28 protein-coding genes, 1 pseudogene and 1 CRISPR repeat array (1 of these 30 running past the window's edge) are annotated in these 25,872 nt (G+C 53.2%); of the genes and pseudogenes, 17 read left to right on the top strand and 12 right to left on the bottom strand.

The window, feature by feature from the left end; translation table 11 throughout:
* Positions 1–1,781: a CRISPR direct-repeat array (repeat unit 30 nt; unit sequence GTTTCAGACGAACCCTTGTGGGGTTGAAGC) (it extends 1,724 nt beyond the left edge of the window).
* A gap of 192 nt (positions 1,782–1,973) precedes the next feature.
* The 5 genes from N5098_RS07035 to N5098_RS07055 all read left to right on the top strand — a co-directional run bounded on the left by N5098_RS07035 (position 1,974) and on the right by N5098_RS07055 (position 5,496).
* Entirely contained in the window at positions 1,974–2,564 is a 591-nt protein-coding gene (locus N5098_RS07035; RefSeq protein WP_267637045.1) for an AAA family ATPase, read from the top strand.
* Positions 2,530–2,610: a hypothetical protein gene (locus N5098_RS17555; protein WP_267637519.1), complete on the top strand. Its 81-nt coding sequence runs from the start codon at positions 2,530–2,532 to the stop codon at positions 2,608–2,610. The genes N5098_RS07035 and N5098_RS17555 overlap by 35 nt, the downstream gene beginning before the upstream one ends.
* Positions 2,611–2,674: 64 nt before the next feature.
* Entirely contained in the window at positions 2,675–2,959 is a 285-nt protein-coding gene (locus N5098_RS07045) for a DUF8011 family protein (RefSeq protein ID WP_267637046.1), read from the top strand.
* 705 nt (positions 2,960–3,664) lie between these two features.
* Positions 3,665–4,288: an IucA/IucC family C-terminal-domain containing protein gene (locus N5098_RS07050; protein WP_267637047.1), complete on the top strand. Its 624-nt coding sequence runs from the start codon at positions 3,665–3,667 to the stop codon at positions 4,286–4,288.
* Positions 4,289–4,326: 38 nt separating this feature from the next.
* Entirely contained in the window at positions 4,327–5,496 is a 1,170-nt protein-coding gene (locus N5098_RS07055) for an ABC transporter substrate-binding protein (RefSeq protein WP_267637049.1), read from the top strand.
* A gap of 15 nt (positions 5,497–5,511) precedes the next feature.
* On the opposite strand, the gene N5098_RS07060 is transcribed toward N5098_RS07055, so the two are convergent.
* Positions 5,512–6,396, bottom strand: coding sequence for an NAD(P)/FAD-dependent oxidoreductase (locus N5098_RS07060; protein ID WP_267637050.1), 885 nt, complete (start codon positions 6,394–6,396; stop codon positions 5,512–5,514).
* Between the two features lie 120 nt (positions 6,397–6,516).
* Between N5098_RS07060 and N5098_RS07065 the strand changes: the two genes are divergently transcribed.
* From N5098_RS07065 to N5098_RS07090, 6 genes are all read left to right on the top strand, one after another.
* The gene (locus N5098_RS07065) at positions 6,517–6,735 is read left to right on the top strand and encodes a hypothetical protein (RefSeq protein WP_267637051.1); all 219 of its coding nucleotides are present in this window, start codon (positions 6,517–6,519) and stop codon (positions 6,733–6,735) included.
* A 57-nt stretch (positions 6,736–6,792) separates the two neighbouring features.
* Positions 6,793–7,116 carry a hypothetical protein gene (locus N5098_RS07070; protein ID WP_267637052.1) on the top strand — a complete coding sequence of 108 codons (324 nt, stop codon included), beginning with the start codon at positions 6,793–6,795 and terminating at the stop codon, positions 7,114–7,116.
* The gene (locus N5098_RS07075) at positions 7,109–7,381 is read left to right on the top strand and encodes a hypothetical protein (protein ID WP_267637053.1); all 273 of its coding nucleotides are present in this window, start codon (positions 7,109–7,111) and stop codon (positions 7,379–7,381) included. Before N5098_RS07070 ends, N5098_RS07075 begins: the two co-directional genes overlap by 8 nt.
* A complete protein-coding gene (locus N5098_RS07080) occupies positions 7,378–7,683 on the top strand; it encodes a type II secretion system protein M (protein WP_267637054.1) in 306 nt (101 codons plus the stop codon). Before N5098_RS07075 ends, N5098_RS07080 begins: the two co-directional genes overlap by 4 nt.
* Positions 7,680–7,868 carry a hypothetical protein gene (locus N5098_RS07085; RefSeq protein WP_267637055.1) on the top strand — a complete coding sequence of 63 codons (189 nt, stop codon included), beginning with the start codon at positions 7,680–7,682 and terminating at the stop codon, positions 7,866–7,868. Before N5098_RS07080 ends, N5098_RS07085 begins: the two co-directional genes overlap by 4 nt.
* 103 nt (positions 7,869–7,971) lie before the next feature.
* A complete protein-coding gene (locus N5098_RS07090) occupies positions 7,972–8,211 on the top strand; it encodes a hypothetical protein (RefSeq protein ID WP_267637056.1) in 240 nt (79 codons plus the stop codon).
* A gap of 1,605 nt (positions 8,212–9,816) precedes the next feature.
* On the opposite strand, the gene N5098_RS07095 is transcribed toward N5098_RS07090, so the two are convergent.
* Positions 9,817–10,278 (bottom strand): hypothetical protein, encoded by a 462-nt coding sequence (locus N5098_RS07095; protein WP_382230736.1) that lies wholly within the window; start codon positions 10,276–10,278, stop codon positions 9,817–9,819.
* Positions 10,279–10,344: 66 nt separating this feature from the next.
* Entirely contained in the window at positions 10,345–10,848 is a 504-nt protein-coding gene (locus tag N5098_RS07100) for a hypothetical protein (protein ID WP_267637057.1), read from the bottom strand.
* Between the two features lie 262 nt (positions 10,849–11,110).
* Here N5098_RS07100 and N5098_RS07105 point away from each other — a divergent pair, with 262 nt between their 5' ends.
* Both N5098_RS07105 and N5098_RS07110 read left to right on the top strand, forming a co-directional pair.
* Positions 11,111–11,416, top strand: a complete 306-nt coding sequence (locus N5098_RS07105; protein ID WP_267637058.1) for a hypothetical protein — start codon at positions 11,111–11,113, stop codon at positions 11,414–11,416.
* Positions 11,417–11,535: 119 nt separating this feature from the next.
* Positions 11,536–11,850, top strand: coding sequence for a glutaredoxin family protein (locus tag N5098_RS07110; protein ID WP_267637059.1), 315 nt, complete (start codon positions 11,536–11,538; stop codon positions 11,848–11,850).
* A gap of 223 nt (positions 11,851–12,073) precedes the next feature.
* On the opposite strand, the gene N5098_RS07115 is transcribed toward N5098_RS07110, so the two are convergent.
* Positions 12,074–13,360: an ABC transporter substrate-binding protein gene (locus N5098_RS07115; RefSeq protein ID WP_267637060.1), complete on the bottom strand. Its 1,287-nt coding sequence runs from the start codon at positions 13,358–13,360 to the stop codon at positions 12,074–12,076.
* 274 nt (positions 13,361–13,634) lie between these two features.
* Between N5098_RS07115 and N5098_RS07120 the strand changes: the two genes are divergently transcribed.
* The 3 genes from N5098_RS07120 (at position 13,635) to N5098_RS07130 (ending at position 17,228) form a co-directional block, all read left to right on the top strand.
* Positions 13,635–15,299, top strand: coding sequence for a rhomboid family intramembrane serine protease (locus N5098_RS07120; RefSeq protein ID WP_267637061.1), 1,665 nt, complete (start codon positions 13,635–13,637; stop codon positions 15,297–15,299).
* A gap of 241 nt (positions 15,300–15,540) precedes the next feature.
* Positions 15,541–16,596: a diphthamide biosynthesis enzyme Dph2 gene (dph2, locus tag N5098_RS07125; protein WP_267637062.1), complete on the top strand. Its 1,056-nt coding sequence runs from the start codon at positions 15,541–15,543 to the stop codon at positions 16,594–16,596.
* 8 nt (positions 16,597–16,604) lie between these two features.
* Entirely contained in the window at positions 16,605–17,228 is a 624-nt protein-coding gene (locus N5098_RS07130) for an METTL5 family protein (RefSeq protein ID WP_267637063.1), read from the top strand.
* A gap of 10 nt (positions 17,229–17,238) precedes the next feature.
* Here N5098_RS07130 and mutL read toward each other — a convergent pair whose 3' ends face one another.
* On the bottom strand, positions 17,239–19,212 hold the full coding sequence (gene mutL / locus N5098_RS07135; RefSeq protein WP_267637064.1) for a DNA mismatch repair endonuclease MutL: 1,974 nt from the start codon (positions 19,210–19,212) through the stop codon (positions 17,239–17,241).
* 105 nt (positions 19,213–19,317) lie between these two features.
* Between mutL and N5098_RS07140 the strand changes: the two genes are divergently transcribed.
* A complete protein-coding gene (locus N5098_RS07140) occupies positions 19,318–19,788 on the top strand; it encodes an FKBP-type peptidyl-prolyl cis-trans isomerase (RefSeq protein WP_267637065.1) in 471 nt (156 codons plus the stop codon).
* A gap of 74 nt (positions 19,789–19,862) precedes the next feature.
* On the opposite strand, the gene N5098_RS07145 is transcribed toward N5098_RS07140, so the two are convergent.
* From N5098_RS07145 to N5098_RS07180, 7 genes and pseudogenes are all read right to left on the bottom strand, one after another.
* Positions 19,863–20,603, bottom strand: a complete 741-nt coding sequence (locus N5098_RS07145; RefSeq protein WP_267637066.1) for a DUF5803 family protein — start codon at positions 20,601–20,603, stop codon at positions 19,863–19,865.
* Positions 20,600–21,265, bottom strand: coding sequence for a DUF2110 family protein (locus N5098_RS07150; protein WP_267637067.1), 666 nt, complete (start codon positions 21,263–21,265; stop codon positions 20,600–20,602). The genes N5098_RS07145 and N5098_RS07150 overlap by 4 nt, the downstream gene beginning before the upstream one ends.
* 28 nt (positions 21,266–21,293) lie before the next feature.
* Entirely contained in the window at positions 21,294–21,827 is a 534-nt protein-coding gene (gene tfe / locus N5098_RS07155; protein WP_267637068.1) for a transcription factor E, read from the bottom strand.
* A 99-nt stretch (positions 21,828–21,926) separates the two neighbouring features.
* A complete protein-coding gene (locus N5098_RS07160) occupies positions 21,927–23,612 on the bottom strand; it encodes an NAD(+)/NADH kinase (protein WP_267637069.1) in 1,686 nt (561 codons plus the stop codon).
* 51 nt (positions 23,613–23,663) lie between these two features.
* Positions 23,664–24,371 carry a type 1 glutamine amidotransferase gene (locus N5098_RS07165; protein WP_267637070.1) on the bottom strand — a complete coding sequence of 236 codons (708 nt, stop codon included), beginning with the start codon at positions 24,369–24,371 and terminating at the stop codon, positions 23,664–23,666.
* 66 nt (positions 24,372–24,437) lie between these two features.
* A pseudogene (locus N5098_RS17560) lies at positions 24,438–25,460 on the bottom strand (3-oxoacyl-ACP synthase).
* 98 nt (positions 25,461–25,558) lie between these two features.
* Positions 25,559–25,828 (bottom strand): hypothetical protein, encoded by a 270-nt coding sequence (locus N5098_RS07180; protein ID WP_267637073.1) that lies wholly within the window; start codon positions 25,826–25,828, stop codon positions 25,559–25,561.
* Positions 25,829–25,872: the final 44 nt, after the last annotated feature.

A 25,872-nucleotide genomic window follows, 5' to 3' on the forward strand; every position in this document is an offset into this window, starting at 1 on the left:
CTTGTGGGGTTGAAGCCGAATCTTGGCGTCGGCCCATGTGGAGAGGAGTTGGTTTCAGACGAACCCTTGTGGGGTTGAAGCAATGCTGAACCATCTGAGAAACTGTACATCAAACGGTTTCAGACGAACCCTTGTGGGGTTGAAGCAACACAGCCTATCAGGTTCGGGCCGGTACCTGAATCGTTTCAGACGAACCCTTGTGGGGTTGAAGCAACTCGTGAGCGGTGACCGTGATCGACAGCATCGAGTTTCAGACGAACCCTTGTGGGGTTGAAGCTCCTCGCATACGAGCGTCATGTGGTGGATGTCCACGTTTCAGACGAACCCTTGTGGGGTTGAAGCGCCGAGTTGGCTACCAGGACCGACGAGATAGCGGTCGTTTCAGACGAACCCTTGTGGGGTTGAAGCAGCGGAATCTGCGGGGTGATCCGGGTGGGGATGGTTTCAGACGAACCCTTGTGGGGTTGAAGCGAGGCTCCCCTGTCCGTCCAATGCCTCTGCTACGTTTCAGACGAACCCTTGTGGGGTTGAAGCGTCGGCTATCGCTCGCTTGTCGTCACACCGGAGAATGGTTTCAGACGAACCCTTGTGGGGTTGAAGCATCCCCTTCGGACCTGTGCATCATACCCCTCTCAAGTTTCAGACGAACCCTTGTGGGGTTGAAGCACCCTCCTCTTCGTCGACGAACCCAGTGTGTAGGTTGGTTTCAGACGAACCCTTGTGGGGTTGAAGCCGTCCACCACTGGCAGAGCCAGGACTTGCCCCAGCGTTTCAGACGAACCCTTGTGGGGTTGAAGCGCCACCATTTGCCGCGTAGGCGCGATTATGGCACCGTTTCAGACGAACCCTTGTGGGGTTGAAGCGTGCCCATATCCCCAGATATCTCTTGCTCCCAAAGTTTCAGACGAACCCTTGTGGGGTTGAAGCATTTTTGCCTGTCCAAGTTTCAATACGACGACAGGGTTTCAGACGAACCCTTGTGGGGTTGAAGCGAACACAGCGTCCGGTTCGAGTCCTATATGACGAGGTTTCAGACGAACCCTTGTGGGGTTGAAGCCCCCGAGGTTGCCGTCCAGATGTACCTGGACGAACGTTTCAGACGAACCCTTGTGGGGTTGAAGCGGCCAGAAGGCAATTCCAGCAGACCGCGCTATCAAACGGGTTTCAGACGAACCCTTGTGGGGTTGAAGCCCACATCAGACATCACCACCAATGTCCTTTACCTCGTTTCAGACGAACCCTTGTGGGGTTGAAGCGTTTTGGTTTTTCAGTCATGGTTACAAGTGGTTTGGTTTCAGACGAACCCTTGTGGGGTTGAAGCAAGCTTGCATGTCCATAAATAATTACACTATGTCGGGTTTCAGACGAACCCTTGTGGGGTTGAAGCTCAATGAGCGTCTCCAGCTCACCCCAAGCGATATCAGTTTCAGACGAACCCTTGTGGGGTTGAAGCCTCTTGCAACAACGGGTGGCGGTGAGTATGCGCCGGTTTCAGACGAACCCTTGTGGGGTTGAAGCAAACGGACCCGGACCACGACCCGACAGATACCGCAGTTTCAGACGAACCCTTGTGGGGTTGAAGCAATGTCAGATTGATTATAGGATGCGTAGTAGCTATAGTTTCAGACGAACCCTTGTGGGGTTGAAGCCAAGCCACTCCACTCATCGATAAATCGCGGGTTGAGTTTCAGACGAACCCTTGTGGGGTTGAAGCTCCTCTGCCTCCTCTGGTTTGACACCTAGCTGTTCTTGTTTCAGACGAACCCTTGTGGGGTTGAAGACCACGTTCATAAGAGATATCTATAAATCAGACGCGCAGCGCCGTGAGCGTGCGAAAGTCGAGTCGCGATATACCCCACCCGAATGCGATATGGTTATTCATGAGTATATCGAGCAAGGAGACCGATAACGTTCTCAGTTCACCCGGACATTCCGCTTGCTTTTATCAGAACACCATCCCATATTCAGCCCGAATGTTGCAACGTGAAGAGGTGTTTCAGCAGGACTGGGCTCCAAACCAGTTGCTGCACCGCGACCGCGAACAGGAGACGCTGTTGCAGGTCCTCGGCAAGCGCTCTAACCACGTCTTGCTACACGGCCCCAGCGGCGTCGGGAAGACAGTTCTCGTTGAGCGCGTTCGCGAGCGGCTGGCTGCCGAGCAGGGCATCGAAACAGCCTATGTCGAGAGTATGGACGCCCCGACGGCGACTGTCCTCCGGTCGGTACTGCGTGATCTGTCCGGTTCCACACCGCCAGCGAACACGCCACAAGAGGATCTGAGTCTGCAACTGTACGAGCGCGTCAACGGGCCGGTGGCTGTCTTTCTCGACGAGGCTGATGATCTCCACGAGACGACCGCGCTGGAGCGACTCTTCGACGTTGAGGGGTTGGCTGTTGTGACTGTCGTCCACGACGCCGATGAGTTTCTGGCCGCCGCTGCTGACCGCACGCGCGAGCAGTTCCACACCGGCGTTATGCACGTCCCGAAATTTGGCTCCGAGGAACTTGCGGAGTACGCTATCGAGTGTCGTGGCTGGGGATGGCTGGGTCGAGATTCCCGATAACCGGGAAGGAATTCCCACAGGAGAGACAGTCGAGGTCCAACAGTAGGACTGGACGCGGGGAGTCTGAGTTATCCGAATTATTTTATTCTGAGGACACTTTACTGGTCGATATGGATACACTCACACGGCCAGTGTTCCGTCAGCCGGATGGACGACGGAAGGGTCTTATTTATCTGTCATTTTCGTTGTTTTGCTTTCTCGCATGGGTGTATAGTGGTGTAGCCGCTGGGTTTCACCTCTTTCTCTTTTTTGCCATCGGCAATGGATTGACCGGGGCTGCCGAATTGCTGCCTCCGGACCGACGACGTGCAGCAGGCGTCTTTCGACTATGTTCCTTTGGTGTCCTCGCTATCTATCTCCACCTCCTCGTACTGGTTCCAGACCTAGTACTCTAAGAACGAGTCAGAGAACCCGTCTTGCAGGACTCAAACAGAGGTAAGTAGAGGGAGTCGACATACTGCGAGAGTGGCGACTTATATGAAATTCAGCAGAAGACCGGTGAAACATGCGTTTCAGACGAACCCTTGTGGGGTTGAAGTGTACCAACTACCGATGATTGAGGATTAATCCATGAGTTTCAGGCGAACTCTTGTGGGATTGAAGACCACGTTTATAAGAGACATCTATAAATCAGACGCGCAGCACCGCGAGCGTGCGAAAGTCGAGTGGCTCTAACCCCCACCCGCGTGCGGGGGGCGATTGCGAGGGCTTCGTATCTTGGATAAACGAAGTGTGTGATCCTTTCTATGACACGCTCAGGTGAGCTTAGAACGATGATCGACGATACCCGGTGACCAAGCTATCCGGTTTCTGATCCAACGTCAACTTCGACCTCGAACGACACGCCACGAGAAGAGAGAGTCTCTGCGATCTCCCGGCGCTGCTGCCGAACTTCTCACTACAGAGTACACTGATCGACTCAACGATGCTCATCCCCAGTTCTCGATATTGGCAGACGCTGCTGCTGCAACAATCGATGTCGGCTCTGAATGCGAATCGGGAGTCGAGATGATTCTTCGAGAAAATCCATTTAAGCGCACTTCTACAGAGAACACTGCTACCGTCGTTGCGCTCTGTCAGGATCGTCCGTCCGAGCCACCGTGGGTCTCACAGATCATCCAGCAAATAGCACACAAGAGGGGCGTCCGGCATCAAAAGTAGCCCGTGAGTGGTTCCGGCAGTATCTGAGAACCGTGATCAACCCGGTTGTGTGGTCGTACTTTGAGTTCGGTGTCGGACTGGAAGCCCATCAGCAGAACACTGTTGCTCAACTGGATGAGGTCGGCTGGCCGAAAGAAGGATTCTATCGAGACAACGGCGGGTACTGCTTCCCCGAATCCCGGTACGATCTCGTCGATAGCTGGATTCCTGGCTTGGAAAAGCGGGTAGAAACTGCTTGCTCCGACGGGATTATTGACCGCTGTCTGAGAGACTATCTATTCGTCAATAACGCAGTCGGCGTGATTAACGCACTGAGTGTCGGCCGGACTGCTGACGAAACTACGCTGTTAAAAGTTTTCCGTGAAGAGATAGCGTCTCTTGTGGAGATCGAGCCCGCAACTTCCAGTCTTCTCTCAGTATTACTCGACAGCGATCAAATACCGTGCAAGGGGAATCTGTTTACGAGATTTGAGGGATATGACGAACTGGATTCGACCCTGGATGACGAATCTGTCTATGTTGAGATCGAGAATCCACTCGCCACATTATTTAGGCCTGCCTAAATAATAAGAATTAACTAAGATTAGGCGAGCCTAAAAACATGGGCGGAAATAACGACTCCCAGAAAGCACCGACGCGGCGAGATGTCCTCAAGTACGGCGGAGTTGCAACAGGTAGCGGCTTGCTATCAGGTTGTGCCGGCTTAATTGAATCTGACACTGGGTCCACACCAACGGACACCTCTACTCCCGAATCAACCAGCTATTCGGTAACGATGGAACCGATGGGGGAGGTAGAGTTCGAGTCGGTTCCCGAAACGTGGGTCCCGTATAGTGGTGATTACGCCGATATGGCCGTCGCGCTCGGCAAGGCTGATGGGATCACAGGGATCGGGGGCGCGGACCGTTACTACACTTATTTCTACGACGAACTCGACGGTGTGAGCATCGACCAGGATACCATCGAATCCAGCCCTGAAGTCCGGACCAAGGAGCAGTTCCACGAACTGGACAGTGACGTTCACCTCTACGACCCGCAGATGCTGATCAACTGGTTCGACTGGGACCAATCCGACGTAGAAGAAATCACCGAGAACGTGGCCCCGTTCTTTGCGAATCTAATCTTTCGGCAGGAGGACGGCTGGCACGACCATCGCTACTACACGCTCTACGGCGCGTTCGAGAAGGTTGCGGAGATGTTCCAGGAGCAGGAGCGCTACCGCGCCTTCGCGGAACTTCACGACGAGTTCATCAGCAACATCCAGAAGCAGCTCCCACCGGCCGGCGAACGGCCGAGCGTAATGCTACTGTACAAGCAGACAGCGGAAGCCGATACGTTCTCTCCGTACCGGCTCAATGACATGGGCACGAGCAAGAAGCAGTGGCGCGACCTCGGTGTCCCCGACGCGCTGGCACGGACCGGCATCGATGGAATCAGCACCACCGACCGGGGAGAACTCGACTACGAGACGCTGCTCGAAATCGACCCCGAGGCGCTTCTAATCCGTGGCTATGGGCAGATATCCGTCTCCGAGTTCCGGGACACCGTACTTCAGAAATTCCGTGATCACCCAGTCGGGAGCGAACTGACTGCGGTCCAGAATGGTCGCGTCTACCGCGGTGGGTTCCTCTATCAGGGCCCGATCCACAATCTCTTCCTGACCGAGCGGGCAGCCCAACAAATGTACCCCGACGTGTTCGGCGACGTGACCAGTGACGAAGAACTGTTCGACCGGCAGCGAGTTGCGGATATCGTTAACGGGGAGTTCTAGCGTTTCTGACGGCCGTTATTTATCCAGTTCAGCCTCGATTTCCGCGGCGCGGTCGAGCACTATGTCGTCGTCGAGGTGTGCAACAAGGCTACGGTGACTGCGCCGGCGGCGTTTCCGCTGTTCAGCTGGCGAGATTGCTTGCTCCACCTTCTGCCTGACGTACTGTGACTGTAGCTCATCGAAGCGTGCTTCGGAGAGGTCGGCGTCTTCGGCCCGGTCTGTGAACTCCTTCCGGACGTACTCCTCCCAGTCACCGTCGATGACTGACCCTTCAACGAACACCCAGTCAGTGTAGTGAGTCGCGAGATCCTCGGGCAAGCCCTCATCGCATCGTACATTATGTATCAGCCCGAGTGCAGTCTCGCCCGCCTGTCCGGCGGCAACCACAACTTGGTCTTCAGCCGTCCCAAGTCGGCCGGCAAAATAGAGCCCATCTACCGATGTTCGACCGTAGCGTTTGCGTTCCTCCCAATTGATATCAACTTCCCCGTCGTCTCCCAGAAACTCTCCCACGTCAAGTGTTTCGAGCCACTCTCGTCCGTACTTCGCCGCCGCGACGAGCGATTCAGTCGCGTACTCATCTCCTGTTTCAGTTTCAACACGAAAGCCGTCTGCCGTCTGGGTTGCTGCTACAGCCTTCTCATGCGTTATTTTACAACCGGCTCGCTCGGCCTGTGTGTGCAAAAATTTCTGGAACGTTGGCGTATCGATTCCAGCAGGGAAGCCGGGAAAATTCTCCAGATGTGCGATCCGCCCCATCGATGACCGACCACGATCCAGAATTAGTGTGGAGAGCCCATATCGGCTCGTAAAGACACCAACTGTAATCCCTCCAACGCCACCGCCAACGATAACAACGTCATATTCCCCAGTTACTGTCTTTTGAGACTCATTTGACATGATCTGGATTAGGCCGGCCTAAATGATAAAACGTACGTGTTTGACCCCAGAAGGATCTCGGTAGTCTCTCGTAGGGGCCACTCAACTGGTGGCGTAGATCAATGCAGCGGGCAAACGAATGTGTCCTTGAGGGATGGTCTCCAGTTTGGAGACCACCCCGTCCTGCCTGCTCATGACTTCTTCCGACCCTACCAAAGGGACCACGGCCTCGCCGAGTTGCTTGTTGACGACGACCGTTCACAGGGCCGTATTTACGGTCTGACCGATGACGGCGAGATTGTCGCCGCGCAAGTTCCCGGGGCCGACCCCCACCCGGATGCGGGGGGTGGTGAGGCATGAGCCGACGATATAGCGACATGCAATGTATGGCTTGTGTTTGTGCGCGAGGTAAGACCGATGCGTAAAGACCCTGAGCGCCTGCCGAGAGACGCGAAGCCAGTTGTTGTTTCTCTGGAAACTGGCGAGGAAACGTTTGCTGCAACCCACGAGACGCTTGAGTCGGGCTGGTTGTGGGTTGAACTGTGGGACGGAACTCGTCGAAAATTGCCCCCACAGCGTATCATGCGTGTCGATACTGTCGAGACGACCGCACACCGGAAGGACGGGACGTGTTGGCACGAGGTGTCCGACCCTGAGCTGGTCGAGCAAGCGAAGCAGGCCGCCGGTCTTGACGACAGGCAACGGCGCGCGGTCGCAGACGGTGGTGAGAGAGATGGGTGAGTACTACGAGTATCGTGTCTGTGCTCTCTTCGATTACAACCACCCGCAGACTGTCTCAGACGAGCAACTCATGGAGGTAACGACCCAGTGGACGATGGATCGAGACAGGGCTATCGCGGAAGCGGAGTCTCTACGTGAGAAAGGTTCGGGGAATGTGACGGTTGAAACCCGTCTGCGGGGCGATTATGGCGATTTTGAGGAGTTGCCTGAGTCTCTAGGAGAGCATTCAGACCCCCACCCGCATGCGGGGGGTGGTTCTCGGTGACTGAAGAGACAGCGACAGACGACGAGCGAGAACCGATATTTGAACCTCGTGAGCGGGCGCTTATCACCGCGTCGGCTAGTATCGCACTCGTCGTTGGCCTGTGGTTAGGTCACTGGTTGGTTCCTTCTGAGGCGTTCGCCGAGCATATCACACACAATGCGACATACACCGAGGGTGTAGATGCCTACTATCAGCCGACAAATAGGCTCTTACCGCTGTTCTCGGTGTTCATTCTGGCGCTGGGAGGCTACTGGTCGTATCGTGGCTTCGTCGAGGCTGATGAGGAGGTGGCCGAGTCGTGAGGGACGCTCTCGATGGGCTGCTCGACGCGCTCCGGTCGTGGTGGTCTCCGACCTGTAAGGCTCCGGGGTGTGACTCCGAGGATACAGACTTGATGTTGGTTGCTGGTCGGCTCGTTCTGCTTTGTCCCGAGCATTCGGTCGAGATGGCGCTGGCGGCTGTCGAGACCGACGAGGTGAGCCGATGAGTGACTCGACTGCCGACGGCTGCTTGGACTGTGGAAACCAGCCTGTCGTTGCTGGTGGGCTGTGTAGCGCGTGCCACGAGTACTACGAGGAGGTGACTGTACTGTGAGTTCTGAGGATAAATACCGAACTGAGCCACCCGATGACTTGCCGTCGGGAATCGAGAACTGGCCGTATGAACAGCGCATCGAGTGGGCGAAATCAATGTACCTGCGAGAAGGGTTAATCATGCAACTACTCACCAGAGGAAATCATCCAAATCCGAGCCTCAGAGGAAAAGACATGCACCTGACAAAAGAAGAACTAGCAGCGATATATCTAGCTGTCCGGGGTGTTGCCGAATGACCCGGTTGACTAGGCGGCTGATATCACACTCCCAGCTAAAGACCCTTATTTGTGAATGTAATATCCTATTTCTCCCGATACATCCATCCGTGTCGATTAATGACTTCATGTACACATCTAAAAGTCTTCTCTCTAATATGGCTAGCCAGAGACTGCTTGTTGATTTTCTTTTCTGGATATATTCAAAAGGGCTCTCGAATTATTCATACCGCTGTGAGCCAATAGCCTTTCTGCGTTTGAACCCACGACTCAAGAGACCATGTCTGCTCTGATAGTGGTTTTTATATGGGGAAAGGTATGAACAAAAATCATCTTTGCCTATTAAGCTAACTTCCCGACAACATACGCCAAAAGTAATTTGTAGCCAGAAGACTGCCGCCGCGTTTGATTCTGTACGACGTTGCCACTAAGCCAACTCGCTCTTTATAGATACGTTCTCCCCATGTTATTCATAGAGTACAGCTGAGAAGTGACATACTTCTCGGACCTGAATAGCTTAATTAATGAGTTGCAATAGATCTCGTGCAGACTGCGATTGTCCGCCTGTTTGCTACGCCGAGTCAGCGCTACAAGCAGTGCAGTACCTACATCACACAAACGGTACAACACAGTTTGGCTTCTTGCGTGAGATGTATCTCAAAAGTTGCCACGATAACAAGTTTTCGCAGTCTTCCCGCCTCTCTTGTCCGATTAGAAAATCGCCACACTCGATTCGTTGAATTTGGTGTTTTGGTTCTTTTAGCATGTTATCTCGGACAAGAAGCTATCTCGCGCAGGTGTCAGCCGGCAATAGTGCCAGTGTCGTCTTAATCAGTCCTGTCGTAACTCACGACGACTAACGTCTCTGCCAAGCGTTTCCGTTGCGGAAATCCGTGATGCTCTCTATTGGTGTTCTCGTACAACCAGTAGTGTGTTATTATTGACATATTTCGTCTGCCTGACTGGATATGATGTCACACCACATCAGGAGACGATACCGTACCAATAGCTCTAAGTTCTTTAGATAAACGTAGCTTGTCTCTCTTACTCGAAAATCTATATGGGTATTGGCTCTCGTCGTCTAACTACGACTCGAATTGTACTCCCTGACTGCAACACACTGGCTGCCCTATCTTTGTATTCTCACGTCCAGAGACATTGAGGAATGCTAACGGCATATTGGAGTATTTACTATCGCCTTTGATCTCTCCTCAACTGGGGTAAAACATGGTGGCACTTTCCAGCATCCCTACATTTAACCGTAGAATCCTGATTAAGTGGTGTTCGGTTTCTAGCACTGACCTGCTTTTGTTGCATCTGAATACGACAACTTTCGTGTCTCGTCTTGGTTCTTGACTCAACTAGAAACTAATTTACTATTTTGACTTTCTCGGAACTTGTAAATGATATAGTGCTATATTATACTATCTCTGTCTGATGTTCGGAATGTAGGTGGATAATGCACAGGTTACAACATTTCCGGAGTGAAATAAAAAACGGCGGGACGGATCGAGAAGCACGTAGAGTCGTTTTCTAGCGTTTCTGATAGGTCAAAAGAATTAAACGCCAATATTCTGGATCGTTGTCACTGGTGAGTTTGCGAATTGGACGGAGAAGAGCAGCGTGTTAGTTGGGTGGATCAAGGCCGTAGTAATTTTTGGCGATGGTGAGGAATATATTTGCCGTGATCTCTGGGGAGTAGGTCGGATCGTCCTTAATAGACAGTTGGACTAGCAAATCCACGATTCGCCAGCAATTGTACAACACGCAGGCGAACGCGAAGTTGAAGTACCGGTACTGGTGGTCCTTCGACGTAGTCCGGCAGAGGAACTTCTTGAGTTTCTTGAATCCGTTCTCAATGCCCCAACGACGTTTGTACCGGGACATCATGCGACCGATCTGGTGGGCCATCTCACGCTCTTCACCAACGTCGGTGTCGATGAGTGGATGATTCGTCTCGAATGGGATAATCGGTGCATCAAAAGGCTCTCGTTCTGGGATATCCTCTTCTTCCTCAATGGTAGACAGCAGCGATTCGAAGGTTAGGCCACCAAGTAGCAGCCAGAGGCCACCGAGCAACAGCGCCATCAGGGCGGCGTTGATCGGGACGCTGTGAGTCCAGCCAAGACGATCCCGGCGACCGGCGGCGATGGTTTAGACACACGACACCGACGCCGACCTGTCAGCAATGTCGACGTGGAACTCGGCACCGTCGTCGTTGCAGTACTCGGCCGTCGTCAAGACTGCTCTATTGTCAGTCGTCTCGACGATGACGGCATACGTTCCGCTACCTTCGAAAGACTCGAGAGTCAGGGAGACACTGCCATCGGTGGGAACGGTCGCGTCTGTCGACCGGTCAGCGTCAAGGACGGAGAGATTTCGGAACCGAGTACTGGTTGCGACCTCCCCGAGTCCTGTGTATCGCGTCCGGTTGTCCATGTCGTACCGGAACGTGAGATCGGAGAGGCTGTCTACCGATGTCCGGTAGAGAGTCACTTGATAGGTGGTGTTGTTCTCGTTCTGTACGTCCACTGTGGCCGGTTCGTCGACGAACGGCGTCATTTCTTCAGTACTAACGACGTACCCACCCGAGAGAACGCAAACAGCGAGGGCAACGGCAATTGTTCGCCGATTGAGAAACTGGCGGGGACTGACCATCAACCCACGGTACGGTATGATGAATCTTATATTTTTCTCTTTTGATAGGTGGAAAATTATCGGGCGGCAGAACGCCAATATCATGCGGACGCCCGACTCACACGGAGATATGTCGAGTTTTGAGTCGCTGAGAGGTATCCAGTTTCAGATATTATATGTGACATAGTTTCCGTTAACCAGTGTGTCTACTCGGTCTGGAGATCCGTCAAAATCAAATTATCGGTGCGTTCGACCTATGCATTATAACCTATCTTCCGAAGTAATGATCTCTGGTGTACCTGCGAATGCCTTCGCTCATGTGCATGGGATCGTCGAAATTCGTTCCGTTTTCGCAAACGATCTTGGAACGTCGGGGAAAATCACGGCTGAGGTGATTTGGAAAGCGATTCCAGAAGCGAAGACAAAAATACAGCAGCAAACCACGGACAAACGCATAGAACACCAGCAGGTCGTCTATGACATCATCGCCTCAAGTGAGAAGATTATACGGATGAGTTGTACAGAAAGTACTGGAGCTAGGCGAGCCGAAGACCCGGCAGACGGTGCGGACATACGTCTCGAAACTTGAACAGTAAGACGACTGCTTCTCAAGTCCATAATTGAACTCTCTTCTGCTGGAACCGGCTTTACGGTCACTACGCTATACCTCCCCCAAGCTTTAGGTAAAATCTTCCCAAACAATGTTGTATGAGAACACTCGACTCATTCGAGATTCGTTCTGATAACATTGATAAACTAGTGACCGATGTAGACGAAATTGAAAGACCACTACTCTATGACCGCGAAGATTGTGTCTATTCGACAAGAGTAAGAGTTGCGTTAGAAAACAATAGTGTCGATTATGACGAGATATGGGCACCCGAAGATACCGATGATAGAGACATTGTGGAAGAAATCACTGGTCAGAGGACCGTCCCGGTCATGCTTGACCCAGCAGCCGACAGAGACTATTTCACCGATACTGAAACAATGTTGGCCCATATCGAAGAGACATATAGCTGAGTAAATTCTAACGTAGGCTGTAAGCAAAAAGGTGAATCGGACATTCACGTCAGATGTAAGCCACTAGCCGTCGAAACACTCCAAGAAATGGTCGTCCGGATGAGAGTCGACAAAACGTTCGCCAGTCATGTCGAGTGTATCTATCTAGTGGCGGTCAGTACACGACTGTTGGGTGTTCGACGAGATAACCGACGACAATGACGGCATTTGGAACCGAAATACCTCAGAAAGTCCCGTTGATGATATCTGAAAGACGTTGCCGATCGAACAACTGTTCGCTCTCTGAAATTTCCCCATAGCCGGGATACGACCCGAACTCGTCCGGATAGAGCTGTTTGGCCGCCATCTCTGTCTGGAACATGTTGATAATTGGTCCCTGATACGGAGTGCCCCCCACGTAGAGTTCGTCGTTTTTGACTGCGGTCACCTCTTTCCCGACGGGATGGTTCTGAAGAAGTTCCTGTTGCTTTTGAATTAAATTCGTCCCTTGGAAGTCACGATATGTAATACCAAAGTTAAAGATGATAACGTCCGGGTTGTACTCCAACATCCCCTCGAAATCCACCTTAATAGAGGACTGGCCGCTGTATGCCCCTTCGAAAGCGTCGACCACGTTCAAGTCGCGATACTGTTTTTTTCCCCACGTCTTTTCGATCTCTGATTTCGGGTTGTAGACAACCCATCCGTCACGGTTCTCAGGGTTGTATCGCCCATTCACCAACGCCATGGACCGACGCTCGCTCTCTGGTGGCACACGCGATCGAATATCTTCGATAAACGGTTCATAAAGATCAAGCAACGCTTGGCCACGTTTCTCTTCGCCAAATAGGGCGGCGTACTTCGGGATGTACTCGGGTAGCGACAAGTATGGATACGGTTCGCCGTCCGGCCACTGTGTCCACCCGCCAAAGCGTTTTCGACGACTCCCGTTCCCAAACCAGGGTGCGACGTTCTCTCGAATCTCCTTTGCTTTTTGCTTATCGAGACCGAAAATCGAGATGATCGGATTCGGGTCGACGGCAATCAAATCTGGGTCAAGGTCGTACAACACCTCAAGGTCGATATTACGATCTGCTGTCGTGAACTTGGTCAACTCCTCTTTGGCAGGTGCCGTCACGCCGTCAAGGAAGTCGTAGAATCCCTGATACCAGAATTGAGGATTAGCCATACCGACAGCACTGTCGGCCTGACCGAGTGCAGTCAGCACATCCGCGGTGAACCCGTAACTTCCCACCCACGAGGACGGTGGCTCATCGAGCGTGAGTTCACCAACCGGTGGCATCGTTGCTGTGTAGGACGTCTCTTCTGTGGGCGTGCTTGTGGACTCCGGCGTTGGTTCGGCCTCGGTTTCTGTCCCACTTGAAGACTCCGTGCCCGTTGGCTCCGGTGTCGATTCAGAATCAGATTGCCCGATACACCCTGCAATCAACCCGGTTCCGACGACTGCTCCGCCGTATCTCAGATACTTTCGACGCGTTGGTGCTTCCTGTTGGCAGGAATCGTCTCCCATATTTTTAGGGCTACCTAAATACACAAAACAATTCCGGTTTTGGCAAGCCTAAATCGCGCAATTAATTCTGGTTGTCAAGAAAATAGGGCACTTCGTGTTCAGATTAGATATTCTATGAGGTATTTCGACAGAGGGGGCTCTTGACACACCTTCCAGCGCACAGTCATAGTATATTATTGACATTATTCAGCAGTTTGCTGATTGCCTAACTGAATACTGTCTCGAGGGTACGACTAATGATTTAAGATTGTTCCGGCCCTCGTTTTTTATATCGATGCCTGATGTATTTGCTGCCAGTACTTACCCAGCTGTGTTAGAACCGGTAAGTGTCCTGTTGCTGATGGTAGCAGTGGCTGGCTCGTTACTCCTTGTGTCTCGGTTTGACGAACACAAGTCCCCGTTTGCGTTGGCTCGTAAGCGCCTAGTGCTGGGGATTCCGTGGGGGACCGTCCTTGTTGCTGTGAGTCTGTACCTGTTCTATCACGGAATACAGGGTCCAGACAATCCCGGTGGCACGAACGTTATTGCGTTTCGCTCGTGGTCGCTATGGTACCCACAAAGCCTGCTTTTCTCGTGGGCGTCCCACGCAAGTGAGTCACACCTCACGAACAATCTGCTCGCAACTGTGCTGTTTGGCTCTATCGCTGAGTACGCGTGGAGTCACTACCCCACAGCAACTGGGAGCCAGTCGTTCGCCTCATGGCGGGAGAATCCATTCGTCCGAATTCTGCTGTTCATTTTTGGTACTACGGTTGTTGGTCTGGCTGGCGCAATCTCAGTCCCCGGCGCAATCATTGGGTTCTCTGGTGTTGTCTTTGCCTATGCGGGGTTCGGAATTGTCGCACGGCCACTGCTCATGGCTGGTGGGATACTGGCGTCTGAAGTACTTGATTTGCTCTATGGCGGATTCACATCTCCAATTAGCCTCAGCAAAGCCGAGTCTCAATTTGTGACACCGTGGTGGTCGGATACTGCCCTGCAAGGTCATCTGTTTGGGTTAGTTGTTGGCGTGTTGCTTGCTGTGTTTCTGTACAGATACCGAAACCAATCGCTGAAGCTCCGTTACGTCTGGTTCGTTGCGCTCGTATTCGCAGTGAGTCGGTCGATGTGGACAATATTTTGGTTCCTGAGTGAGACTGAGTTCCTGCTTTTTCGCGGAGTTGGGGCTGCATCGGTTATCGTTCTTGCTTCACTCATCGCAATAGCTGGGAGTCCAAGTGACCGTCCACTCTGGCCGGGACGGATATCTATCTCCCTGAGAGCGATCGGGGTGACAGCACTGGTGGTCATTGTTGTAACGGTCGCAATCGCTGGTATTTCCTACAACGTCGTCAACGTCACTCCGGGTGATGAAGTTGAGAACGGAATCGAAGTCAACGGCTACACTGTGACATACGCAGAAAACGTCGAAGACCAGTATACATCGCTTGACTTGCCAGTTGTGAATGACTTACTCACTGTCAAAACAAGTGGTGTTATCGTGACAAGCGACAAACGTAATATCTGGTCACTGGAAGAATCTGCAGATGGGCTAGCCTTCGATGGTTACTCCGTCGTTGTCGTCGGCGACAGTACATGGAGAGAAGTTGTTGTGTTGAACCATACACAGTGGCAGGTTGCTGGTGGCAATACAACCTACAAGGTCTACGGAAAACACTGGCAGGAAATGGAAGAACAACGACTTCTCTTTGACTCCCCGCCTGCCCAGGCAGCGCCAATAATCAACGGGAGTCGTTTTCGTATCACGCCGTCCCAGGAGTTCTATCAAATTGCACTCGTTGACGGTAACGAGACGGTCCGAAAAAAACGAATTCCGCCCCATAACGAAAGTGTCGAGCTCGGTGGCGTAAGGTTTGAGCGTGACCACTCAGAACTCATCGCAGTTCACAGAAACACCGAGCTATCATTCGCTACGTACCGCACTGAACGCGAAGAGTAAACTCCCCGTCCAACACATGTCTCGCAGATAAGTAACTCTCTGAGTGACCCGTCAACAGTTCCATCGAGTCTGTTTGATTTCACTGTTCTCTAGCTGTCGTGTCTGCGTTCGTTTGGCTGTATTGTCCGCATATCTCCGTGGTGCCGGTGAGATAAAACCACTCTGAGAACTCCTGAGGAGGACTACATCCGCTGAGTGAGAAAGCGTCGCCGTTTTAACGCCACAGAAATAATCCTGCGTAATGAGCCAGCAACGCGAAGAGCAGCCTGAAGGAGACCTACGAAATACGGGAATGTCGCTCAAGCACGACAGGGAGTGGGATTATGAACTCGACCGGATTGTTGAAGAGGTACAGGAAAGAGAGGCAAAGACCGTTGGATTACAGTTTCCGGAAGGGCTGAAGCGACGAGGCCCTGGTGTGGCTGATGACCTCCGGAAAACGCTCCCAGATGACGTTTCGGTCATGATTTCGGGACAGCCGTGTTACGGGGCCTGTGACCTAGATACGTATATGATGAAACGGACGGACGTGTTCGTTCACTTCGGTCACTCACCGATGAAAGACTCGGACAAAATCATCTATGTGCCGCTGTTTTCGAATGTCGACGTCTTCCCCATTATGGACCAGGCAATCGACGAGCAACTAAGTAAGCCTGAGGAGGACCCTGACGTTGGGCTGGTCACCACTGCACAGCACATGAACAAGTTCGAAGAGATGTGTGACTATCTCGAAGATGAAGGGTACACTGTCCACACGGCACGGGGCGATGAGCGACTAACCCATGAGGGACAGGTACTTGGCTGTAACTACGCTTCAGCCGATATCGACGCTGACCAAGTTCTCTATGTCGGAGGCGGCAAGTTCCATCCGCTGGGTCTGGCAATGGAACATCGTGAGAAACACGTCGTTATCGCTGACCCGGTCAACAATGCTGTTACGGTTGCAGATGCTGAGCAGTTCTTGAAAGAACGGTACGCTTCAGTTCACAAAGCGATGGACGCTGAACGGTGGGGCGTTATCTTCTGTACCAAGATTGGACAGGGTCGCTGGGAGAAAGCACAGGAAATCGTCGATAACAACGAAAACGCATACATGTTGACGATGGACGAAATTACGCCGGACAGACTCCTGAACTTCGGCATGGATGCCTACGTAAATACTGGCTGTCCGCGTATCACCACCGACGACGGACCGCAGTTCCACGCGCCAATGCTTACTCCCGGCGAGTACGAGATTGCTATCGGCGAAAAACCGCTTGACGAGCTTGAATTCGACACCTTCCACGGGACCTGGTAGGCCGGGGAATGGCTAGTAAACGCGAACTCGCCAAACAGCTGGGTCGAGTAACTGGGTTTGAACAGCCCAGCCCGGAGCTTGAGCAGTACAGAACACCACCCGAGATTGCGGCGACGGTCGTACAGACCGCTGCTTTGCAGGGTGATATTTCCGGACAGATTGTTGTCGATATTGGCTGTGGGACTGGTATGTTGGCACTGGCAAGTGCTTTTTGTGGCCCCGAGGCAGTGATTGGTGCCGACATAGACGGGACAGTGCTTGAAACGGCAAAAGAAAACGAGCGACAGTTTGAGCTAGATACGCCGACTGGATGGGTTCGTGCTGATGTCACTGACACACCGTTTTGTCCTCCTGCTGACAACGTGACAGTCGTAATGAATCCGCCGTTTGGCGCACAGGACAGTAACGAACACGCGGACCGCCCGTTTCTGAACGTCGCTGCAGAGATTGCCGATGTTTCGTACTCGATTCACAACCAGGGCAGTCTTTCCTTTGTCGAGTCGTTTGCTGGCGACCGCGATGGCAGCGTGACCCACGCGTTCGAGGCAAAGTTCGACTTGCCGCCTGTGTTTGAATTCCACACCGAGAAATCAAAACTCATCGACGTCGAAGTGTTCCGCATCGAGTGGTAAATAGCGCGAGCTAGCTGTGTCCTGGGTAGTCCCGTTCGAACCGTGCCTCGATTTCGTCCGTGTCAAACTCGACAATGACGGGCCGCCCATGGGGGCAGGCGTATGGGTTATCACAGGAATCAAGCGTCGAGAGAAGAGAGACAACAGAGCCATCCATCAGAGAAGTGTTCCCGGTAATTGATGGATAACACGCCAGGTCAGCAAGGAGTTCGTCGACAGCGGCCTCAACAGTTTCAGCTGCATCCGTCTCACTGCTGATGAATTCCGACAGCACATCACGAATTAACGCTGGCCCTGCACTCTCAGCGACGAGTGTCGGGACCGTTCGAACCTCGACTGTCTTTTCATCAACGAGACTGGCTTGGAAGCCAAGTCGCGACAATGCATCCGAGTGTGCTTCGAACAAAGACTGCTCTTGTGCAGTCAGCTCAAGTCGTACAGGCTCAGCAAGCGCCTGTGTCGTCGTTTTACCGGTAAAGGAATTTTGTAGCCGCTCGTAGTTAATGCGTTCGTCGGCGGCGTGTTGGTCAACCAATACAAGCCCATCGCTAGTCTCCGCAACGATATATGTCTCGTCTAGCTGTCCGAGTATCTGCATCCGAGGGAGCTGTTCGAAACGCCGCTTTTCTTCGGTGTCAGCGAGTCGCTGTTGAGTTCCAGACGAGCTGAACTTCCGTTGTGTCGTGTCAGACTCGTCGCTCGTTTGCTCTGTAAAGCGTTCATCAGACTGGGTGCTATTAGTCGAATAATCTTCGTCTGTGGAGTTCGAGACGTTTGCTGACCCTGTGTCTTCGGTCGATGTTGCTGGCCCAGAAGAAGTATCTACTCTGTTACTCTCTGTTTCGGCCCGCTCGGACCCCGTCGTCGTTGACGTGGTCGATTGCTTGTCCTCGCTTGGCTGTCCCTCCTCGCCCCCAGGACGAATCTCTGTTTGCTCCGGTGCTGATTGGCCTCGTGGCGCACTGCTGCGAACCAGACCTTCTTCGAGCAGGGCAGCTTCGACGGCTGTCTCGACTTGGTCTTGTACCGTCGACTCATCGGCAAACCGTACCTCAAGCTTTCGGGGATGGACGTTAACATCGACTGTCCCAGGGTCGACTTCGAGAAAGAGTACTGCAAATGGATAGCGGTCCGGTGCAAGTTGTGTGTCGTATGCGTCGAGGACTGCCTCTCGAACTGCACCGGCAGTAACGTACCGCCCGTTGACAAACGTTGAGAGATACTCACGAGACGACCGGTTTGTCTCTGGGTGACTCACCAACCCGGAGACAGTATCGAGCGGGCCTTCCGGCACATCGTCTTCGGGCACGTCACACATTGCTTCGGCTACTTCCCGGCCGTACACTGCCAGCACCGTTTCGCGAAGGTTGCCGGTTCCTGTTGTCGCGAAGGTTTCACGGCCATCATGTTCAAGCGTGACAGCAACGTCTGGATTGGCGAGCCCGTAGCTCGTGGTCACCGTGTTGACGTGAGCGAACTCTGTGGTCTCTTGTTTGAGATACTTCCGGCGAGCCGGAACATTATAAAAAAGATCCGAAACGTCGACTGTGGTGCCCGGCGGGCACCCGGCCGGTGAAATATCTGTCACAGAACCGCCTTCGACGGTTATCGCGGTCCCTTGGCCGCCTCGTGGCTTACTGGTGATAGTCAACCGCGAGACTGCACCGATTGCGTGGAGGGCTTCGCCACGGAATCCAAGCGTTGCGACGCCAGATTCCAAGTCGTCAATATTTCGAATCTTGCTGGTGGTGTGTTTTTCGACCGCATGCTTGAGTTCGTCCCGAGACATCCCAGTACCGTCATCGGTCACGCGAATACCGTCTGTCCCGTCGCGGTCAATTGACACGGTCACGCGCGAGGCACCGGCATCGATACTGTTTTCAACGAGTTCCTTGACGACCGACGCCGGGCGCTCGACCACTTCGCCTGCGGCAATTCGCTCTACCGTCTGCGGGTCGAGTTCCCGTATCTCCGAAGTTGTCATCGTCGTATGTGGTGTTCCGGAGGCAGTGACTTGAGGGTGATGCCTTGCCGTTGGGACAGATATACGGACCAACACTCTAAGGGGCCTCGAAGCCGACCTGACAGTATGGCAATTACAGACGAAGACTCAGTCACAATTTCGTATACCGGTCGACTTGATGATGGAACAGTCTTTGATACCTCGGATGAAGACCTTGCGCGTGAAGTCGGTCTTGACCAAGAGAATCCAGAACGGGATTTCAAACCCCTCGAAGTCAAGCTTGGTAGCGGTCGTATCATTGAGGGACTCTCTGAAGAACTAATCGGGATGACTGTTGGCGACGAAAAGACGCTCACGATTCCCCCAGAGAAAGCATACGGTGAATACACAGACGAACGGATTGCTGACTACGACCGCGGCGACTTTGAGGAGATGATTGGTGACCGTGAACTCGCAGAAGGATTCAACGTCGAAACAGAAGACGGACTCCCTGGTGAAGTCAAGGAGATTACGCCTGATGAGGTTGTCGTAGACTTCAATCACGAACTCGCTGGCGAGACGCTCACATTCGAGATAGAAGTTCTCGACGTCGAATAAAATCTAGTTGTAGCGCGGGACCGTCCGAAGATGGCGTTGGAGTCGACTTCCAACATTCTCGATGGCGGCCCGTCTCAGTCAGCGTCGTCTTCCTGTTCAACGTCTAATCCGACTTCCTCACGCTTTTTGCGTGCTGAACGAATCTCACGGAAATAGTAGAGTGAGATACCGAGAAGTAGTATCATTCCGAGACCAGCCATTCCGCCGAAAAGATAGAGATCTCGCACAAGATAGTATCTGACCGAGATACTTCCGTCGTCGAGTTGTGACCAAAAGAGTGTCACCCGGTCATCCTTGACTGTCGAGCGGTCGGGGTCTGGCCCAGTCTGTGACAGAAACGGAATGCCGACGCGGGCTGAGCCTGGTAGATGTACCTTGTGAGAACCGTTGGCCAGTACTGACGCTGTCCACTGTTTTCCGCTCCGTTGGGACGTCCAGGCAACAGTTCCGTTTGTGGCAGGAACTGTTATTTTGGTTTTATCTGACCCTCGTGATGCAGTCAGATTCGAGTAGGTTGCGTTGACGATAGTCCCATTCTTGAACTGGAATTTAAGATTCCCGATACCAACGGATTCTTCGCCTCTGATGAGGTCAGACTCTGATAGTGAGAGTTCCGTCCGGTTTCCGAGGTCCAGAACCGTCGCATACGAATCAGAAGAATATGTTAGATTGTACGTGGCTGTCGCGTTTGACTCCCAGTCATAGGTTTTGTCACCGAGAAGGTCGTCCTCGTCTAAGTCGTTCCCAAAGAGAGTACAGCCTGAGAGGAAGACGAGCGCCGCCAGCGCGAGAAGAGCGAGGACACGACGATTCATGGGACAACACAGAGCAGTTCGGCGGGAACATACTCGCCGATGCTGGCAAGTAAACCCGGCGGGTCCGTGTTCTCTCGACAGACGATGCTCTGTTCGAGCAACCCGAGCCGTTCGACCGTGACAATATCCTGTGCGTGGCCGGCTCTGTTGACGGTTGCCCGCACTTCTGCGCGAGTCGCGCTGTTGACGTTGACGCGACCCGTTCCGCGCGTCCATTCGTACAGTTGGTCCTGTGTCTCACTCGCCAGTTGTGGCGTGTCGCCGTATACGAAGGTAAGTGGAATGTGCTGGACGAGCCCGAACCGTGTACGAAGCTGTTCTGGGCTTCCGGGACCAAGGTCCAATTCGTCGGCTGAAACCCTGATTTCGGTACCGGCATCGAGGACAAGCCCGTCATCGTCCCAGGAGAGAAGCGTCCCGACATATGTCTCATCGGGTTCGAAATGAGGCGTGATTTCGCCCCACCGCTCGCGCAGGAGATTTCGAGCGGCTGTCTCGTCTGGCCCCTCAAGCGTGACTGTCGGAAAGCCGTCGTCGCGGACCCCGACATCCGTCTCGACATCGAGTTCACCAACATCGTCCCGTACCATCGACTCTAGGGAGTCAAGTGACCGCTTCTGTGCATCACCGTCGACGTAACACTTTGTCGCAAGAACTACCATACTCTAATATCCTCTACTGTCTCAGCCATCAGACTTCAACTTCCGCTGATTCGACGTTTAGTTCGTCACGTAGCTCGTCAATTCGGGTTTCCATTGATTCGACCAGCCGCGTGTTCTCCATCGCATCGACCGAGTCGCCACATTCCGGACACTCGAATCCAAACTCCATCGCTTCGTCGAACTCGAACCGGATACCGCACTGTTCACACAGATAAAACTCGTTTTCTCCTTCATACTCGTAACGCGCTTCAAGTGCAGCCAGCAAACGCTGCATTTCCATTTCTAGCTTTTCGGGGATTTTGCCGTACTCAAACGTCCAGAGGTACGTCAGCCACCCCGAATCCTCGTCGCGTAGTCGTCGATAGCTTGCCAGATCGTTCTCATAGAGAATGAAAAGCGCTCGGCGAACATCATTCAACTCCAGACCCAATTCTTCGGCGAGTTCTTCATCTGTCACTTCGCCGTCCGGTGGTGCAGCAGCGACGGGCATCCCCTTCGGCCCGACCAGTTCGTGGAGGTACTTCTGTATCACCGGATCTTCGAGTAACTCCTCAAAAGCCATTACGAGAATGTGGGAGAGTCAAGTGGTTAAATCCATCGGATAGGTTGGAATCCGAGTCATATTTATTCGTTGGTGCTAAGCGATTCGGTTCTTTTCAGCCTACACAAGATTACTTGATTCAAGATGGTCGTATAGCGAAGGATGAACGAACCCATTTGAACCAAGCAGTGACTTCCGCTCGTCGCTATCAAACTCGACAGTGTACTCCTCGTTGAATCGATTACTAACAGTTGCCCCGGCTGCTCGGGCGATAACCACACCAGCAGCGACATCCCACGGATACGTATCGTACTCCCAGACCGCATCTGCACTGCCGTTAGCCAGATAACAGAGGTTCAAAGCAGCCGAGCCAAGCGAGCGAACTCCCTGAGTCTGGTTGTAAAAATGAGTAAGGAAGCCACCGTCCGGGTCATACCCCGAGAGTAACATACTCTCTTCGAGTAACTCACGCTCGGTTGTCACAATCTGTGTCTCGCCTTTATACGCATCGCCGCCCTCAATAGCGTGAAAAACCTCGTCAGTTTCTGGCACATATACGACGCCAAGTACGGGCTGTCCCGCCTCAAGCAAGGCAATCGAGACTGAGTACTGGGGGTTCCCGTGAGCGAAGTTGCCGGTCCCGTCGACGGGGTCGATAACCCACTTGTAGGCGCTCTCTCCCTTGACGAACTCGCTTTCTTCTGAAAAGATACTGTGGTCTGGGAACTCATTTTCGATGACTGTCGTGATAATACGGTTTGCCTGATGGTCGGCCTCAGTGACGATATCTGATTTGTCGCTTTTGTATGTTATATCTTCGACGCGGCCGTGTAGCTCCCGTAGTGGCTCCCCGACGCTTTTTGCGGCCTCGATAGCAATATCTCTCGCGTGTTCGAGGAATGTCGGCTCTCTGGGCGGGATATCTGTCTCAAGCAGGTCTTGGGGACCGTTGTCGGCTCCACGGAGCCCCCAGCCGAGTTTCTCCGTTATCGCCGTCATAAACTGGTCATCGTAGCTTGTTCGCACAACGTGTGCACTCTCGTCTGCACCCGTTATCCTCACTACGCTTTCCTCACTGAGGATTTTATGTGCTCGCCCCCCATCGACGAGGAGGCTCGCCTGCCCCCGTGTGATAATCTTGATGTCTGTGTTGGCTGCCATGACAAGCGGTCGTGTCCCTATACGGTGGGTGTGTAACGGCACAATCTGTAACGAGTGATTATCGCCGGGCATGTGGATTGGCCCACCAGCAGACAGCGAGAGGCCAGTTGAGCCAGTGGGTGTCGACACTGCAACACCGTTTCCCTCGTACTGTCCGACGTATTCGTCGTCAGCGAATACTTCGAGCCGTGTAACCTTTCGGTCAAACGGATTCTCTGGCGGGACGTGTTCGACGGTTACCTCGTTGATACCCGTTGTATCGAGGCCGCTGGATTCGACTTTAAGTTTCTGTCGGCTGTCAACAGTTGCTCGACCCCGAATTACCTCATCAAGTGCGTCTTCGATATCGTCTTGCTCAACTCGCGCGAGAAAAGAAAGAGTTCCAGCGTTAACCCCTAGTTGCGGGATGCCATTGGGGGTAAACTGCTTGATACCTTCGAGGAAAGTGCCGTCGCCCCCCAGTGTAATACCGAGTGTTGGAATATCTGGCTGGGACACATCCCCGATGTCGTCACCAATATCGACAACTTCGACATCGATATCGTGGTCGTCGGCCCACTCTCGTATACGAGAGAGTCCCGCATCGCTGTCAGGACTGGCGAGAACGATGAGCCGGTCGGTCGTCGCTAACCTCCGCCCATGCATTAGGTAAATGGTGGGATGGTTCGCGTTTAACGGTTATCCCTCGTGTCTTTCTTACTCCACTGGCTGGCTTGCACCGAGTGGCTGGGCTGCCCGCACTGCGTCAGTGAAGTTCTCGAACAGCTGCTTTGCCTCGGCTGCGTCTCGGTATGTTTCCTCGTCGATACCGTCAAGAACGGCGCTAATTCGTTCGTCCGAGAGAGTGTCTTTCCCTTTTGTCACCTCGCGCGCGGTTTGTATATCGTACTCCGGATGGAACTGGACAGAATACACAGTATCTGTCTCGAATCCCTGAATCCCGTACTCGTTTTCGAGTGTCTTTGTTGCATTATCGGGCAGTGAACGAACTCTATCCGAGTGTGTCTCGAAAATCACAAACTCTGATGGAAGCCCCGCAAGAAGCTCCGAGTCGGCTGTTTGCTGTACGGTCGTGTACCCGAGCTCGTACTCACCCATGTCTTCGACCTCGCCACCAAGAACATGTGCGAGGAACTGGTGGCCAAAGCAGACACCAAGCGCCGGGATACCACGCTCGATAGCCTTGGATACCCACGGCTCAAGCTCTGCAATCCACTGTTCATCCCAGTAGACGGAGGCGCGTGAGCCGGTGACAACGAACCCATCGACGTCGAACTGTGTTGGGATATCGCCGTCGGTTACGTTGTATTCGACGAGTTCTGCATCGAGTTCTCGCCTGAAGTTTCGTCTGGTGTTGTACGCGTCGTAAGACGCATTCAGGATAGCGAGCCGCGGTCGGGTCATTACCACCGGTAGCTGCCCGACGGGTAAAAATGTACAGCTACAACACAAGTTCTGCGGGAGTCGTGTTCATCCAAGCCAGTCGAGGACCGTTGCAGACCACGTGTATCCGGTGCCGGCTGCGAGAAAGAGGACAGTGTCGCCAGCCTCGACACGACCTGCTTGTCTTGCCTTTTCGAGGGCGACGTACTGGTCGACACTCTGTATATGGCCAAATTCGTCCAGATAATATCCGCTCTCGTCTGGGTCAACGCCGAGTTTATCGAGCAGTATCTCGTGGAACGAGCGTTTCATGTGGGTTACAGCAACGAAGTCGATATCGTCTACCTCGTATCCAGATTGACCGACAGCAGACTCTGCCACCGAGACGTAGTTTTCAAGACTTACTTCGCCAAGTCGCTCTTTCATATCAGCGGGATTGGGAACGTTTAGTGTATGCTTCCCGGCATCGACAGTTTCGTCGCTTGGTGGCGCAACTGACCCGCCGGCAGGCATGAGTACATCTTCGGAAAATCAGCCGTCAGTTTTGGCGTCGCTTTCACGGACGAACGCCCGTGTCCGGCTGTCGTCAGGGTCCCGTTCGAGAACTGCGCTAGCAGCACCGCTTCCGAAGTTGAACATGAACGACGAGTCCTGATTGTTGTAATTGATGAGGTCTTCCTCGCGGCTGGCTGTGACTAGCAGTGCATTTTCGATATCTCCTGTGAGGAGTTGAGCGCGAACCTGCCGAAGTGCGATTGGTGCGCCAGCACACAGCGTGTAACTTTCTGTCGCGTATGCGTTATCTGCGCCCAACTGCTCGGCGATGCTTGCCGCCGCCGACCAGACGACATACTCCTTGAACTCGCTCCCATGATAGAGCACGAGGTCAATATCTGCCGGAGCAAGGCCCGCATCGTCGAGTGCTCCACGGGCCGCTTTCGTACACATTTCTGTGGCGTGGTCCTCGTTCGGTGGACAGACGTGCTTCTCGACGAGGCCCATCTTTTCGGTAACGACATCCACAGGGAGATCGCTCTGTTCAGCAATCTCCTCGCCAGTCACCACATTATCCGGGACATAATAATCGTACCCAGTCAGTCCCACGCTCAATTGAGTCCCGGTGCGAGTAGTCATCGTGTCTCCACTTCTGTACAGAGTATAAATGTGCTTTGTGTCTCCACGAGGCAATATACCGGGGAGACAGGGTATCAGGGCCACAGCCAACGACCTGTCCGGGCAAATATGGCTGCTGTTCCGCGGGTGATGGGGAACACGTCCCCACCTCTTACAACACAGATTAACGCTGCAATCCACGCCCCTACAAACGACAGCCCGGCAATCCCGACCACGTAAACCAGCAACTCCTCGTACGTTCTGGGTGGCAAAACGAGGAGGCAACCGGCAAATACGAACACTGGCGCGAGGAGAGCGTCGACGAGACTTAGCAACAAGTAGCCAAGAAGCTTGCCAACGTTCACAGTGGCAGTGTCTTCTACCGATTGTAAAACAGTATCGAACCTGC

The organism is Halovenus rubra (assembly GCF_026586665.1).
Classification (GTDB): domain Archaea; phylum Halobacteriota; class Halobacteria; order Halobacteriales; family Haloarculaceae; genus Halovenus; species Halovenus rubra.

What these genes read in the sequence shown, in the direction of transcription:
- N5098_RS07035 (WP_267637045.1), top strand. Translation starts at nt 1,974, where the DNA reads ATGTTGCAACGTGAAGAGGTGTTTCAGCAGGACTGGGCTCCAAACCAG.
- N5098_RS07045 (WP_267637046.1), top strand. Translation starts at nt 2,675, where the DNA reads ATGGATACACTCACACGGCCAGTGTTCCGTCAGCCGGATGGACGACGG.
- N5098_RS07055 (WP_267637049.1), top strand. Translation starts at nt 4,327, where the DNA reads ATGGGCGGAAATAACGACTCCCAGAAAGCACCGACGCGGCGAGATGTC.
- N5098_RS07060 (WP_267637050.1), bottom strand. Translation starts at nt 6,396, where the DNA reads ATGTCAAATGAGTCTCAAAAGACAGTAACTGGGGAATATGACGTTGTT.
- N5098_RS07070 (WP_267637052.1), top strand. Translation starts at nt 6,793, where the DNA reads ATGCGTAAAGACCCTGAGCGCCTGCCGAGAGACGCGAAGCCAGTTGTT.
- N5098_RS07075 (WP_267637053.1), top strand. Translation starts at nt 7,109, where the DNA reads ATGGGTGAGTACTACGAGTATCGTGTCTGTGCTCTCTTCGATTACAAC.
- N5098_RS07095 (WP_382230736.1), bottom strand. Translation starts at nt 10,278, where the DNA reads ATGGCGCTGTTGCTCGGTGGCCTCTGGCTGCTACTTGGTGGCCTAACC.
- N5098_RS07100 (WP_267637057.1), bottom strand. Translation starts at nt 10,848, where the DNA reads ATGGTCAGTCCCCGCCAGTTTCTCAATCGGCGAACAATTGCCGTTGCC.
- N5098_RS07105 (WP_267637058.1), top strand. Translation starts at nt 11,111, where the DNA reads ATGATCTCTGGTGTACCTGCGAATGCCTTCGCTCATGTGCATGGGATC.
- N5098_RS07110 (WP_267637059.1), top strand. Translation starts at nt 11,536, where the DNA reads ATGAGAACACTCGACTCATTCGAGATTCGTTCTGATAACATTGATAAA.
- N5098_RS07115 (WP_267637060.1), bottom strand. Translation starts at nt 13,360, where the DNA reads ATGGGAGACGATTCCTGCCAACAGGAAGCACCAACGCGTCGAAAGTAT.
- N5098_RS07120 (WP_267637061.1), top strand. Translation starts at nt 13,635, where the DNA reads ATGCCTGATGTATTTGCTGCCAGTACTTACCCAGCTGTGTTAGAACCG.
- dph2 (WP_267637062.1), top strand. Translation starts at nt 15,541, where the DNA reads ATGAGCCAGCAACGCGAAGAGCAGCCTGAAGGAGACCTACGAAATACG.
- N5098_RS07130 (WP_267637063.1), top strand. Translation starts at nt 16,605, where the DNA reads ATGGCTAGTAAACGCGAACTCGCCAAACAGCTGGGTCGAGTAACTGGG.
- mutL (WP_267637064.1), bottom strand. Translation starts at nt 19,212, where the DNA reads ATGACAACTTCGGAGATACGGGAACTCGACCCGCAGACGGTAGAGCGA.
- N5098_RS07140 (WP_267637065.1), top strand. Translation starts at nt 19,318, where the DNA reads ATGGCAATTACAGACGAAGACTCAGTCACAATTTCGTATACCGGTCGA.
- N5098_RS07145 (WP_267637066.1), bottom strand. Translation starts at nt 20,603, where the DNA reads ATGAATCGTCGTGTCCTCGCTCTTCTCGCGCTGGCGGCGCTCGTCTTC.
- N5098_RS07150 (WP_267637067.1), bottom strand. Translation starts at nt 21,265, where the DNA reads ATGGTAGTTCTTGCGACAAAGTGTTACGTCGACGGTGATGCACAGAAG.
- tfe (WP_267637068.1), bottom strand. Translation starts at nt 21,827, where the DNA reads ATGGCTTTTGAGGAGTTACTCGAAGATCCGGTGATACAGAAGTACCTC.
- N5098_RS07160 (WP_267637069.1), bottom strand. Translation starts at nt 23,612, where the DNA reads ATGCATGGGCGGAGGTTAGCGACGACCGACCGGCTCATCGTTCTCGCC.
- N5098_RS07165 (WP_267637070.1), bottom strand. Translation starts at nt 24,371, where the DNA reads ATGACCCGACCGCGGCTCGCTATCCTGAATGCGTCTTACGACGCGTAC.